Raw genomic sequence first — 12,048 nt, 5'->3', positions numbered from 1 at the left:
CGCATCGCCTCTACACCTGCCTGCGAACCCGGCCGGGAGACGTGCGCCCGAGATACGTGAGGATGAAATCGGTGATCTGCCGCGGCCGGTTCAGATCGAGCAGCGGCAGCGTGGTCGCGACGGCAAGAGGGCCGTCGGTGGCGATCGCCACCACCGACGAATCCGCTGGAAAGAGCGGCGGCATCCCCAGACCCGGCCGGTGAATCTCGATCTTCGGAAAGCGCTCGGCCTTGAAGCCCTCGACCAGGATGAAGTCGAGCGCATCCTGATCGAGCATGGCGAGCAGCTCGTCGAGGCGCGGCTCCTGCTCGTTCGCGCGCTCCCTGACGAGCGCGACGCGCGCGCGCGAGGCGACGAGCATCTGGCGCGCGCCGGCCTTGCGCAGCTCGTAGCTGTCCTTCCCCGGGTGGTCGATGTCGAAGCTGTGGTGGGCGTGCTTGATCACCCCGACCGCGTAGCCGGCGGCTGCGAGCTGGTCGAGGACCTGGACGAGCAGCGTCGTCTTGCCCGTGCCGCTCCAGGCGGCGATCCCGAGCACCGGGACGCGGGCGTTTTTCAGCACGGCGCGCCCTCCGCCAGCCGGGCCTCGAGCATCTCCCGCTCCTCGGGGCTGTTCACATTAATAAAGGTATCCGGACAGTCGCTGAAATCGGCGGCCACGTGCGGGTGCCGCGCGAACCAAAGGTCGATCTTGCGGCCACCGGCCGCGAGGTAAGCGTCGAGATCCTCGCGCAGCCGGCGACGCACGAGCGCGAAGACGGGATGGGCGCGCTCGCCGTCGTGGGCGAAGCTGATGTCGGCCCGGTTCTCCGTCAAGGCGCGGGCGAGACGGGCCACGAGATCGGGGCCGAGCAGGGGGGAGTCGCACGGCACCGTGACCACGTACTCCGACCCGGCCGCATCGAACCCCGCCGCCAGCCCGGCGAGCGGTCCGAGAAAGCCCTCGTGCCGGTCGGCGACCAAGGGATGGCCGAAGGCCGCGTACTGCTCGAGGTGACGATTCGCGTTGATCAGGATGGCGCCCACCTGCGCGCGCAAGGCCGCAAGCACATGCGCGACCATCGGGCGCCCGGCGAGCGTGACGAGCCCCTTGTCCACGCCGCCCATGCGCTGCGCGCGGCCGCCCGCCAGAACGAGGCCGGTAATGTCGTCGAGCGGCAGGCTTGCTTGACCTTCCATTGCTCAGGTTTTCGCGGGACGCAGCAAATACTGTAACGCGAGGCCGACGACGAAGGCGAGACCGACGTGCCACAGCGCCGTGACGGCCGTTGCGGCCAGCACGCCGTGCTCGGCGCGCCGCATGCCGGCGATCCTCACGCCACGTACGAGCTCGAACCCGGCGTAGAGGAGAATCACGCCGAGGACCGGCGTCGGAAACAGCCTGAACACGGTGGTGACGGAGCCGCTGTAAAAGAGCGCGAGGCCGAGGAGCAGCGCTCCCAGAATGATTACGGCCCCGCCGGTGCGCGCCCCGAAACGGACGTGGCCGGCAAGGCCGCCGGCGCCGTGACACATCGGAACGCCGCCGAGCGTCGCGGCGCCCAGGTTCATCAGGCCGGTCGAGACGCTCACCGTGCGCTCGCCGATCGGGCGCGCGGGGAACAGCCTGTTGTGCTCGTGCGTGATCGCGACGACGGCGTTGCCGAGCGTGAGGGGCGCCTGCGGCAGGGCGAGAAGCAGGGCGCCGACGACGAACGCCTGCCCGTCGAGCGCCCCGAGCGCGAACGCGGGGAGGCGCAGGGCCGGCTCCATGGCCGCGAGGGCCTCGCCGAGTGTCGGGTCGAGCCAGAGCGCGGCCCCGATGCCGAAGGCGAGGAGGGCGAGCATCGCGACCGCCGGCGACCGGCGGATCAGGAGGCCGGTGAGGGCGAGGGCGGCGAGACCGAGGACCCACTGCGTCGCGAGGAGCCGGAAACCCTGCAGCATGAGGCTCGCCCCCAGACCGAGAATCAGACCGCCGATGACGGGGCGGCTGACGAGGCGCGCCATCTTCTGCCCGAGGCCCGTCAGCCCGAGCACGAGCCAGAGCAACCCGGTCACGAGACCGGCGGCGCCGATCGCCGCCGGGGTGATCGCGAGCGACGCACCCTGCGTGGTGGCGATGGCGCCGATCGCCTTCATGGGCTGGACCGGAAACGGCACGCGATAGAACAGGCCGGCGAGGATCAGGGCGAGGCCGAAGGAGAAGAGCACGCCGAAGGCGTCCATGCCGGCGATGACGATGTAGCCCGCGACGAACGGGATCAGCGTGCCGAGGTCGCCGAAGGCCCCCGCCCATTCGCCGAGGTTATAGCGAATGCGCGGGAGGCGAAGGGATTCCTCGGGCGTCATCTCGGGTCAGCGTGTGCCCGCATGCCTCGTCGATCGGGCATTGGCGAAGAACAGCTGCGCGCCGCTCGGCCGGTAACTCGCGATCGCCGCCTGGCCTTCGGCGCCGATCAGCCAGTCGATGAAGGCCTGGCCGGCCTCGGCCTTCACCCGCGGGTGCTTCTTCGGATTCACGAGGATCACGCCGTACTGATTGTATAGTTTAGCGTCGCCTTCGACGACGATCCGGTGCTTCGCCTTGTTCTTGAAGCTGGCCCACGTCGCGCGGTCCGCCAGCGTGTAGGCGCTCATCCCGACGGCGGTGTTGAGGGTCGGGCCCATGCCGGAACCGGTCTCGCGGTACCACGAGCCGCTCACCGCTTCGACGTCGATGCCCGCGGCCTTCCACAAACCGAGCTCGGCCTTGTGCGTGCCGCTGTCGTCGCCGCGCGACGCGAAGGGGGCCTTGCTCGCCGCGATCCTTTTCAACGCCGCCGTCGCGTCCTTCATTCCGGCGACCTTCGCCGGATCGGAGGCCGGCCCCACGATCACGAAGTCGTTGTACATCACGTTGTACCGCTCGATGCCCCAGCCCTCGCCGACGAACTTCTCCTCCGCCGGCTTGGCGTGCACGAGTAGAACGTCACCGTCGCCGTTTTGCGCGTTCTTGATCGCCTGCCCGGTCCCGACCGCCACGACCCGGACCTCGATGCCGGTCTTTTTCGTGAACATCTGCAGGATGTGATCGAACAGGCCCGAATCCTGGGTCGACGTGGTCGATTGAACCACGATGAACCTGTCCTGTGCGGCCTCGGCCGAGATCGCGCCAAGGAGCAGCGCGATGCCCAGGGGCAGAGTGGCGAGGAATCCTCCCTTGTCCGCGATTTTCATCTGTCGCTCCGTCTCTCTCTTTTTTTAGAGGACGATACGACCCTCCAGGAACGCCCGAGCCTCGGCGGATTCCGGGCACACAAAGAATCGGTCGGCCGGCGTGTGCTCGGCGATGCGACCGCGATGCAGGAAGACGACTTCCTGCGCGAGGCGTTTCGCCTGGCCGATGTCGTGCGTCACGAGCACGAGCGTGGTGCCCTGCTCATGCGCCTGCCGCAGCAGGTCCTCGATCGCCAGCGTCGAGGCGGGGTCGAGGCTCGCGGTCGGTTCGTCGAGAAACAGGATCTCGGGGGACACGCTCAGGGCGCGCGCCACGGCGAGCCGCTGCTGCTCCCCGCCGGAGAGCACGCGCGCGGGGCGCTCCGCCAGGTGCTCGAGCCGCGCGGCGCGCAAGACGGATGCGACCCGCGCGCTGCGTTCGCACGCCGGTATCCCGCGCACCTCGAGCGCGTAGCTGACGTTTGCGGCAACCGACCGGCGCAGCAGGACGGGCCGCTGAAAGACCATGGCCTGGCGTGTCGCCACCGCGCTGTCCGCCGCACGCCCGGCCCATAGAATCTCCCCGCCCGTCGGTCGCAGCAGGCCATGGAGCAGTCGCAGGAGCAGGCTCTTGCCGGCGCCGTTCGGGCCCATGATGGCGGTGAGCGAGCCGGGGCGCAGAGAGAGGTCGAGGCCGTCGATCAGCCGCTTGCCGCCCGCTTCGAAGCGGATCTTCCGGGCCTGAAGGGGCAGACACGGTTCCAGGGCGCGCATCGCCGGCAGCAGGCACGGCACCTCCCGAACCACGTCATGCATAGGCCGCCCTCGCCGCCGTCGCGCGAAACGCCATCACGGCGGCGTTAATGAGCATCGACAGTGTGATCAGAATGATGCCGAGCGCGAGGGCGAGCGCCAGGTCCCCTTTGGAGGTCTCGAGCGCGATCGCGGTGGTCATCACGCGGGTGACGTTCGCGATGTTGCCGCCCACGATGATGACCGAGCCCACTTCGGCGATTGCCCGGCCGAAACCGGCGAGCGCGACGGTCAGCAGGCTGTAACGGCCGTCCCAGAGCAGGGTCGCGATCGCCCGCACCGGCCCCACGCCGAGCGAGCGCAGCTGCTCGTCGTACTCGGTGTGCAGATCCTCGATCACCTGCCGCGCCAGGGCGGCGACGATCGGTGTCACGAGCACGGCCTGCGCCGCGATCATCGCGGTGGGCGTGTAGAGCAGCCCCAGCACGCCCAGCGGACCGGCGTTGGAGAAGACCATGTAGAGAAGCAGGCCGATGGCGACCGGCGGCAACCCCATCAGTGTGTTGAGCAGGACGACGACCGCGCCGCGACCGGGGAAACGCGCGATCGCGATCGCCGCGCCAAGCGGCAGGCCGACGGCGCAGGCCGCGAGGACCGCGCTCACGCTGACACGCAGCGACAACAGCACAATGTCGACGAGGGCATCGTCGCCGCCGGCGATCAGCTCGAAGGCCAGTCGAAAGGCGCCTGCGAAATCCTGCATGGTTGCGCGCCGCCGGGGCCGGGGGTCGATTAATCGGGAATGCCGAGCATCACGCTCGACGCCTTGATGATCGCCACGACCTCGCTGCCCGGCTTCAATCCCAGGTGGTCGACGGCATCCACCGTGATGCTCGAAGTGACGATGTGTCCGCCGCCGATCTCGACCTTCACCTGGGCGGCGACGGTCCCGCGCTTGATCTCGACGATCTTTCCCGCGAAGACGTTGCGGGCACTGAGCTTGTCAATTTTCACGTCGTGCGCTCCGCGGCGAGCCTGGAGCACGCGGGTTCGGCCGAGGCCGCGGGCGACAGGAAGACCACGAGCAGAGTCAGGACGACGACGCTGATGCGGATGAGCGGAAGCGTGTGCGCTCGACGCAAGGGAATGCTCTCCGACCGGTTCCCGCGTCGCTTTGCAATCCGGATGCCAGTGGGCGGAGTCGAAGCCGTCCCGGGATTTAGCGTTGTCGCGTGAAAATCGCAGGCTCGCTGCCGTTGACACCCATGACATTCTGTCCCATGGTACGCGGGCGATGCGTCAGAATGACGCAATAACTACGACTTTCCGCGATCCGTCGCCGCTTCTTTTCCCGCCTTCGAGGATCGCCGTCATCCGCACGCGCGTTGAGCCACCGGGAGAGAGACATGCAATACACCGCCGGACGAGAAGCCGTATCGATGCCGAGGTCGCGCGCGCCGGGCGTCGCGCACGAGAAGCGACACCTCTCGTTGCTCGTGGTCGACGATGAGCCGGGCATCCGCAATTTCCTGCAGCGCGCGCTAGCCCGGGAGTACGGGCTGGTCGAGGCCGCGGAGACGGCCGAGGACGCCGAGCAGATACGCAGCCGCTGTCACTTCGACCTGCTGATCGTCGACGTTGCGTTGCCGGGACGCTCGGGACTCGAGTGGATCCAGGCGCTGCGCCGCAACGGCGACGGCACCGACGTCATCTTCATCTCGGCGTACGCCGATCTGGACTCGACCATCAACGCCCTGCGCGTCGGCGCCGCCGATTTCATCCTGAAGCCGTTCCGGCTCGAGCAGATGACGGCGTCGATCGAGCGATGCCTCCAGTGCCGCGAGCTGCGGCGCGAGAACGCGGCCTTGCGCCGCCGCGTGGAGAACTACGCCGATCCGGCCTACGGCGAGGCCGGTATGGTCGGAAGCGGAGCCGGCATGCAGGAGCTCGGGCTGCTGATCCGTCGGGTCGCGCCCACCGGGGCGTCCGTCCTCGTCCAGGGCGAAACGGGGACCGGCAAGGAGCTCGCCGCGTCCGCGATCCACCGGCTGAGCGGGCGCAAGGGCCCGTTCGTGCCGGTGAACTGCGTCGCGATTTCGCCGGACCTGTTCGAGAGCGAGCTCTTCGGACACACCAAGGGCGCCTTTACCGGCGCGCACCAGTCGCGCGAGGGGCTCTTCGTGGCCGCGAGCGGCGGCACGCTGTTTCTCGACGAGATCTCCGAGATGCCGCTCGCCATGCAGGCGAAGCTCCTGCGGGCGCTCGAGAACCGGCGCGTGCGCCCGGTCGGGTCCGACCGCGAGATCCCGGTCGACGTGCGGCTGGTTGCCGCGACCAACCGCGATCTCGCCGAATCGGTGCGCAGCGGCCGCTTTCGCGACGATCTCTACTACCGGCTCGACGTGGTCCACGTGACGCTGCCGGCCCTGCGCGAACGCGCGGGCGACATTCCGGAGCTGGTCGAGTTCTTCTCCCGGCGCATCGCCGTCGATCTGGGGGTGAAGCCCTATGTCTTCGACGCCGAGGAGCTGCGGCGCCTTCAGGTCTATCCGTGGCCGGGTAACGTGCGCGAGCTGCGCAACCTGGTGGAGCGCACGCTGCTGCTCGGGCGCCCCCCTTGGGAGAGCATCGGCGGTCGCTCGCCGATCGCCGCGACCGTCCCGGGCGCGGCCGGATTCCCGGTCGAATGGAGCCTCGATCAGGTCGAGCGGCGGCACACCCTGAACGTGCTCGAGGCGGCGGGCGGCAACAAGTCCGAAACGGCCCGGCGGCTCGGCATTTCCCGCAAGACGCTCGAGCGCAAGCTCTCTTCCTGGCCTACCGGAGACTGAGCCGTGCTCACCGCCTGGCGCGAACGTATCCGCTCCGGGTTGCGCTACAAGCTGCTCGCGCTGGTCGTGCTGCCGCTGCTCCTCACGATGGTCGCGACGCTGGGTTACGCCCTCTACTGGTTCAACGCCTTCACCCTCGACCTGCTCCGGGATAACGCCCGCGACAACCTCGCGCTCGCGCGCAGCGCCCTGCGGGAATCGGAGCAGGAGTACCAGTCCCGGCTCGCGCAGCTGGCTGCGTCGGCGGAGTTCCGCCGGGCGTTGGCCCGCTCGGACAGCGGCACGATACGGCGCCTGCTCGAGCGCCTCAGGCAGGAGAGCGGATTCAGCTTCCTGCATCTGACGGGGATCACCGGGGAATGGCTGCACGAAGACACCCGCGTGCCCGTCACCAGCAAACCGAGTCCGCTCACGGACCGCGCCGCGCGCGGGCTGGCCGGGGCCGCGCTGGAGCTGTTCCGCTTCGACGACCTGATGCGCGAGGATCCGCTCCTGCCCGATCGCGCAAGCATCCACGGCGAGGGGGGCATCGAGGTGCGTGCCCTGATGCTGCGGATCGTGCGCCCGGTGAGCGACGCCAGCGGGAAGGTCACGGCGATTCTGGACGGCGCGGTGCTGCTCAACCACAACCAGGATCTGGTGGAGCTCGTGCGGGAGCGCGTTTTCCGCGTCGAGCGGATGGGGGCGAGCGAGTCGATCGCCGCGATCCTGATCGACGGCGTGCGCGCGGCCGCGAGCGCGGGCGGCGGGAAGGTCGGGGAGAGGGCGCGACCCGAGCAGCGCCGTCGCGTCCTCGAGGGCGGCGAGACCTGGGCGGGGCTCGAACGGCTCGACGGCCGCCTGTACATCTCCGCTTACGCACCGCTCTTCGACGTCAACGCCCAGCGCGTCGGGATGCTGCACGTCGGCTTTCCCGAACGGGTTTTCCGCGAGCGCCACTACTGGATGGTGGCGTGGCTGCTCGGCATCTTCCTGGCGGCGACCGTGCTGGCCGCCTGGATCGCGTTCCGCGGCGCGCGCTCGGTGTTCCGTCCGATCGAGGAGATGACCGCCGTCGTCCGGGCGAACCAGGCCGGCGAGGAGCGGCGCATCGGCGCGATCGGGCGACAGGACGAGATCGGCGAGCTTGCGCGCCAGTTCGACGTGATGCTCGATCAGCTGGCCCGCCGAAACCAGGAGCTGCGGCAGGCGGCCGAGACGCTGGAGGCCAAGGTCGACGAGCGCACCGCCGAGCTGGCCCAGAAGAACGCCGACCTCGAGCGCACGATCCGCCTGCTCGAGCAGACGCGCGAGCAGCTCGTCGTGGCCGAGAAGCTGTCGGCGCTCGGCGTGCTGGCGGCGGGCATCGCGCACGAGATCAACAACCCGGCCGCGGTGATCCTCGGAAACCTCGAGCTCCTCGTGAGCGAGCTCGGCGAGGCGGCGCGGCCCGTGGCACCGGAGATCGAGCTGATCGAGCAGCAGGTGGAGCGCATCCGCCGGATCGTCACGGGACTGCTCCAGTTCGCGCGCCCCGCGCCCGAGCCGGGCGTCACCACCGAGGTGGACGTGAACCGGGCGGTGGAGGAGGTGCTGCCGCTCGTGAGCCACGCGTTCCGGAAGAAGGCGGTCGTGCTGCGGACCCGCTTCGGGGCGAGCCGGCCGGTGCGGATCAACCTCTACGAGATCGAGCAGGTGCTGGTCAACCTGCTTTTGAACGCGGTCAACGCGGTGCCCGAAGGAGGCATCGTGCACGTCGAGACCACGGACTGGGAGCGCCGCGGCGTGGTGCTGCGCGTCCGCGACAACGGCGAGGGAATTCCACCCGATCGCCTGACGCGGCTTTTCGATCCCTTCTACACCACGGACCCGCGTCGAGGCACGGGCCTCGGCCTGTGGGTCAGCTATGCGCTGGTGCGACGCTACGGGGGTAACATTACCGTGAAGTCCAAAGTCGGACGAGGGAGCGTCTTCAACGTGTGGCTGCTTTGCGTCCCGCAGGCGGCCGCCGACGCCTGGCCGGCCGTCGCGTTGGAGCGCCTCGGCGCGAACGGGCAGGAGGAGAACCGTGAACGGGAAAACGTCGCTGGATGAGGAGCGGTTGAACCTCGAGATCCGGAAGTTCCTGAAGAAGGTCGGGATCACTTCCCAGCGGGAGATAGAACGGGCCGTGCGGGAGGCGGTGGCGGCGGGCCGGTTGAAGGGGAACGAGACGCTGCCGGTGCGGATGGACCTCTCGCTGCCGGGAGCGGCGCTCTCCTACTCGGTCAGCGGAGAGATCGAGCTGGGAGAGTGAGCGACGGTCAGGTCGGTCCGCGGGCAGTAGATCAACCGGCCGTGTGCGGCGACGCGCGCCGGCTTCTCCGAGGGAGGACCGACGAGCAGGGATTCGGGGTTGTAGAACCACTTCCACAGCCTGTCGTCGTTGGCGATCCACGCCACCGTTCGCGCGCAATCGAAGCGGCCGGGGTCGAGGACGTAGGCCGCGGCCATTAGATCAAAGGGATAGAAACCGTCCAGACCGACGCGCTCGTTCCAGAAGCGCAGCCAGTCGCGGGCGCGCGCCGCGACCCACGCGGCCGCGCCTCCCTCCTGCCTCATCCGGGCGAGATCCGCGGCCGTGACTGTCGCGGCGCGCGCGGCGTCGTAGGGCACGAGCGTGATCGGCAGGCCCATCCCCAGGAGCGCCGCCGCGGCCGCGCGATCCTTCTCGAAGTTGAAGTCGCTGAAGACGGGCCCGTGCCCGAAGAGCAGCCCGTTCGATCCCTTGCCCTCGGCCGGATGGAACAGATGACCGGGGCGTCGGCCCATCACGGCGACCACCCGCGCCACGTTCGCGCGCAGCGCGGGTTCGTCGATCAGCGCCGCGGCCACGTTCGTGAGCGGGCCGAGACTCACCAGCGTCAGCGGCCCCCGTCGAAGCGCGTCGCGCAGCGCGGCATGAGCCGGCGCAGGGGAAACCGGCCCGTCGCCAAGGGGACGCGCCGAGCCCCGAAATACGGGCGCGCCTTTCGATCCGGGCGCCGCGAGGCGTGCCGCGAGCTCGCGCGTCGTCGCATCGGTCACCTGCAGCGGCGCATTGCCGTGAACCGTCGAGATACCGACGACGCGCACGGCGGTGCTCCGGGCCAGTGACAGAATGGCGAAACAGTCGTCGGGGTCCGTCGTCTCGCCGTGGCCGCAGGCCGCATCGGTATCGATCCATATCCGATCCGGCATGTCGACGGCGGGCCCGCCGTGCGTCAGGTCGAGGGGCGCGACGGCGGCTCTGCCGGTGCGCCATTCGGGCAAGGGAACGGCGAAGCTGGCGAGCAGCAGCGCCGCCAGGGCGGCAAGCGTCCAGGCGAGCCCCGAGAGAGCGCGCCACAGAACCGGCCTTGCCCGGCTCATGCGCGAGACGCGGAGGTCAACGGATCATTCGCCCACAGGGTCATGCGGGTCGGAAACGCGGAAGCAACGGGACGATATTAGAACGGAGCGCCGGCGCGCCACCAGGCGCCGGTGGGGCCGGCCGTCGAGATCAATCCGTCTCGACGACCTTCCCGCACTCCCTGAAGTCGTAGCCCCCGAGCAGCTGCGCCCAGCGCTGGCATTCGGCGCCGCGCAGGGCGTCGAGCAGCTTCTGAAACAGGGTGCGGAAGTAGATGCCGCGGGTGAGGACGAGATCGTAGGCCTCCCATCCGATGGGAACGAACTCGAGGCCGAACTCGGCGGCGGCGGGACGCGCACCGGGGGCGACGTCGGCGTGGTCCATGGCGATGAGGGCCGCGGCCTCGCGCTCGGAATAGGCGCGGGCGGTCACGCGCAGGCGCGAGGGATCGACCCTGTGGCGGGCGAGGGTGTCGCGCAGGAACCGCTGGGAGCCCGCGCCTTCCTGGCGCATCGCCCAGCGGTCGTCGCCGTGCAGCAGCTCGTCCAGCTCGGCCAGCCGGCCGGGCGCGACGAGCAGACCCTGTTCCCGGTGAAAGGCGCGCAGCAGCGTCCAGTCCCGGTGCTGGGGATAGACGCGGATCATCGCGGCATGGCGCTGCGCGCTCTCCTCGGCCGGGCCCCAGTGGATGGCGCAGACGTCCGCGCGACGCCGGGCGAGGAGCGCGAGCCCCAGTTGCGTGCCGGTCGTCGCGTAGCTCACGAGCGCGCGTGCCTGGATCTCGTTGGCGAGCTGCATCACGGCGCGGTAGAGCAGGGGATCGTCGCTTCCGGCGACGATGAGGCGGTCGGTGAGGATGCCGCCGTGGCTCGTCTCGCGCAGCCACTGATCGACGAGATCGCGCGGGAAGAGCCACTTGCCGGTGACCTTGGTCGCCGGGATCAGGCCGTCGGCGGCGAGGGCATAGACCTTCTTCTCGTGCAGGTCGAGGTACTCGGCCACCTGGCGCACGCTCATGAAGCGCGGCGCGGAGGCGGCGCGGTCGGCGAGCGGTTCGGTTTCGGAGGGCAGGTTCATCCGGCTTCGGCGCGGGCGACCGGCCGGCGTGCGGGGCGGGCGTCGTAGATGACGCGCTCGGCGCCGTGGTACACGAGGAAATGCTCGCCCTTGGCGCGGGCGATCATGAGGATGCCGAGGTCCTTCGCGAGCTCCAGCCCCATGTGCGTGATGCCGGAGCGCGAGAGCAGCACCGGGATGCCCATGTGCGCGGCCTTCATCACGATCTCGGAGGTGAGCCGCCCGGTGGTGTAGAAGATCTTGTCCCCGCCCTCGATGCGGTCGAGCCACATCCGGCCCGCGATCGCGTCGGCCGCGTTGTGCCGGCCTACGTCCTCGACGAAGACCAGCACCTCCGTCTCGCGGCAGAGCGCGCAGCCGTGCACGGCGCCCGCTTGGCGGTAGACGGCGTTGTCGCCGGCGAGCTCGCGCAGCAGCCGGTAGACGAGCGACTGCCGCACGCTCACGGCCGGCAGGCGCGCGTCGTAGAGCTTGTCGAGCGTGCAGCTGAAGACGGTGCCCTGGCCGCAGCCGGTGGTGACGGTGCGATGGGCCAGCTTGCTCTCCCAGTCGATCACGCCGTCGCCGCGGAAGGTCTCGACGTGAACGACCCCGCGATCCCAGTCGACGTCGACCGAGCGGATCTGCTCGATCTCCTCGATCAGGCGCTGGTTGCGCAGGTACCCGAGCGCGAGCTCCTCGGGGTGCGTGCCGAGCGTCATGAGGGTGACGACCTCGCGGCCGTCCACCTTGAGCGTGAGGGGAAACTCGCCGGCGATCCGGAGCTCGCGCACCTCGCCGTGCTCGTCGGTCGCGCACACCGGATGGGTGGGCGAGCGTCCCGCCTGCGTCATACGCGGCCGGTGGGGCGCGCCCGGCATG

The 12,048-nt window shown here is 69.7% G+C and carries 14 protein-coding genes; 3 read left to right on the top strand and 11 right to left on the bottom strand.

Annotated features, from left to right (window positions below; all coding sequences use genetic code 11):
* Nucleotides 1-10: 10 nt before the first annotated feature.
* Genes mobB through SVA_RS20285 form a run of 8 tightly spaced genes read right to left on the bottom strand, consistent with a single transcriptional unit; the run spans nt 11 to nt 5,072 of the window.
* Entirely contained in the window at nt 11-562 is a 552-nt protein-coding gene (gene mobB, locus SVA_RS11570; protein WP_231971786.1) for a molybdopterin-guanine dinucleotide biosynthesis protein B, read from the bottom strand.
* A complete protein-coding gene (gene mobA, locus SVA_RS11565) occupies nt 556-1,179 on the bottom strand; it encodes a molybdenum cofactor guanylyltransferase MobA (protein ID WP_096461369.1) in 624 nt (207 codons plus the stop codon). The genes mobB and mobA overlap by 7 nt, the downstream gene beginning before the upstream one ends.
* Before the next feature lie 3 nt (nt 1,180-1,182).
* A complete protein-coding gene (locus SVA_RS11560) occupies nt 1,183-2,331 on the bottom strand; it encodes a putative sulfate/molybdate transporter (protein WP_096461368.1) in 1,149 nt (382 codons plus the stop codon).
* Nucleotides 2,332-2,337: 6 nt separating this feature from the next.
* Nucleotides 2,338-3,198 (bottom strand): ABC transporter substrate-binding protein, encoded by an 861-nt coding sequence (locus tag SVA_RS11555; RefSeq protein ID WP_096461367.1) that lies wholly within the window; start codon nt 3,196-3,198, stop codon nt 2,338-2,340.
* A gap of 24 nt (nt 3,199-3,222) precedes the next feature.
* Nucleotides 3,223-3,993, bottom strand: coding sequence for an ATP-binding cassette domain-containing protein (locus SVA_RS11550; protein ID WP_197703179.1), 771 nt, complete (start codon nt 3,991-3,993; stop codon nt 3,223-3,225).
* Nucleotides 3,986-4,693: an ABC transporter permease gene (locus SVA_RS11545; RefSeq protein ID WP_096461366.1), complete on the bottom strand. Its 708-nt coding sequence runs from the start codon at nt 4,691-4,693 to the stop codon at nt 3,986-3,988. Before SVA_RS11545 ends, SVA_RS11550 begins: the two co-directional genes overlap by 8 nt.
* 29 nt (nt 4,694-4,722) lie before the next feature.
* Nucleotides 4,723-4,944, bottom strand: coding sequence for a TOBE domain-containing protein (locus SVA_RS20170; RefSeq protein ID WP_231971784.1), 222 nt, complete (start codon nt 4,942-4,944; stop codon nt 4,723-4,725).
* Nucleotides 4,941-5,072 carry a hypothetical protein gene (locus SVA_RS20285; protein WP_269456911.1) on the bottom strand — a complete coding sequence of 44 codons (132 nt, stop codon included), beginning with the start codon at nt 5,070-5,072 and terminating at the stop codon, nt 4,941-4,943. The genes SVA_RS20170 and SVA_RS20285 overlap by 4 nt, the downstream gene beginning before the upstream one ends.
* A gap of 264 nt (nt 5,073-5,336) precedes the next feature.
* On the opposite strand from SVA_RS20285, the gene SVA_RS11535 reads away from it, so the two are divergent.
* Genes SVA_RS11535 through SVA_RS11525 form a run of 3 tightly spaced genes read left to right on the top strand, consistent with a single transcriptional unit; the run spans nt 5,337 to nt 9,036 of the window.
* Nucleotides 5,337-6,761, top strand: a complete 1,425-nt coding sequence (locus SVA_RS11535; RefSeq protein ID WP_096461364.1) for a sigma-54-dependent transcriptional regulator — start codon at nt 5,337-5,339, stop codon at nt 6,759-6,761.
* A 3-nt stretch (nt 6,762-6,764) separates the two neighbouring features.
* Nucleotides 6,765-8,834 carry an ATP-binding protein gene (locus SVA_RS11530; protein ID WP_096461363.1) on the top strand — a complete coding sequence of 690 codons (2,070 nt, stop codon included), beginning with the start codon at nt 6,765-6,767 and terminating at the stop codon, nt 8,832-8,834.
* Complete coding sequence (locus SVA_RS11525; RefSeq protein ID WP_096462929.1) at nt 8,827-9,036, top strand: DUF6494 family protein; 210 nt, start codon at nt 8,827-8,829, stop codon at nt 9,034-9,036. Before SVA_RS11530 ends, SVA_RS11525 begins: the two co-directional genes overlap by 8 nt.
* On the opposite strand, the gene SVA_RS11520 is transcribed toward SVA_RS11525, so the two are convergent.
* From SVA_RS11520 to SVA_RS11510, 3 genes are all read right to left on the bottom strand, one after another.
* Nucleotides 9,000-10,130: a nucleoside hydrolase gene (locus SVA_RS11520; protein WP_096461362.1), complete on the bottom strand. Its 1,131-nt coding sequence runs from the start codon at nt 10,128-10,130 to the stop codon at nt 9,000-9,002. The genes SVA_RS11525 and SVA_RS11520 overlap by 37 nt on opposite strands.
* A 130-nt stretch (nt 10,131-10,260) precedes the next feature.
* Nucleotides 10,261-11,187, bottom strand: coding sequence for a helix-turn-helix transcriptional regulator (locus SVA_RS11515; protein WP_096461361.1), 927 nt, complete (start codon nt 11,185-11,187; stop codon nt 10,261-10,263).
* Nucleotides 11,184-12,047, bottom strand: a complete 864-nt coding sequence (locus SVA_RS11510; RefSeq protein ID WP_096461360.1) for a formate dehydrogenase accessory sulfurtransferase FdhD — start codon at nt 12,045-12,047, stop codon at nt 11,184-11,186. Before SVA_RS11510 ends, SVA_RS11515 begins: the two co-directional genes overlap by 4 nt.
* Nucleotide 12,048 lies beyond the last annotated feature (1 nt).

The organism is Sulfurifustis variabilis, from assembly GCF_002355415.1.
GTDB lineage: Bacteria > Pseudomonadota > Gammaproteobacteria > Acidiferrobacterales > Sulfurifustaceae > Sulfurifustis > Sulfurifustis variabilis.
The sequence above is the reverse complement of the archived record's forward strand: the minus strand, read 5'-3'. Positions and strand labels throughout refer to the sequence as shown.

What these genes read in the sequence shown, in the direction of transcription:
- SVA_RS11520 (WP_096461362.1), bottom strand. Translation starts at nt 10,130, where the DNA reads ATGAGCCGGGCAAGGCCGGTTCTGTGGCGCGCTCTCTCGGGGCTCGCC.
- SVA_RS11510 (WP_096461360.1), bottom strand. Translation starts at nt 12,047, where the DNA reads ATGCCGGGCGCGCCCCACCGGCCGCGTATGACGCAGGCGGGACGCTCG.
- mobA (WP_096461369.1), bottom strand. Translation starts at nt 1,179, where the DNA reads ATGGAAGGTCAAGCAAGCCTGCCGCTCGACGACATTACCGGCCTCGTT.
- SVA_RS11545 (WP_096461366.1), bottom strand. Translation starts at nt 4,693, where the DNA reads ATGCAGGATTTCGCAGGCGCCTTTCGACTGGCCTTCGAGCTGATCGCC.
- SVA_RS11560 (WP_096461368.1), bottom strand. Translation starts at nt 2,331, where the DNA reads ATGACGCCCGAGGAATCCCTTCGCCTCCCGCGCATTCGCTATAACCTC.
- SVA_RS11515 (WP_096461361.1), bottom strand. Translation starts at nt 11,187, where the DNA reads ATGAACCTGCCCTCCGAAACCGAACCGCTCGCCGACCGCGCCGCCTCC.
- SVA_RS11535 (WP_096461364.1), top strand. Translation starts at nt 5,337, where the DNA reads ATGCAATACACCGCCGGACGAGAAGCCGTATCGATGCCGAGGTCGCGC.
- SVA_RS11555 (WP_096461367.1), bottom strand. Translation starts at nt 3,198, where the DNA reads ATGAAAATCGCGGACAAGGGAGGATTCCTCGCCACTCTGCCCCTGGGC.
- SVA_RS11550 (WP_197703179.1), bottom strand. Translation starts at nt 3,993, where the DNA reads ATGCATGACGTGGTTCGGGAGGTGCCGTGCCTGCTGCCGGCGATGCGC.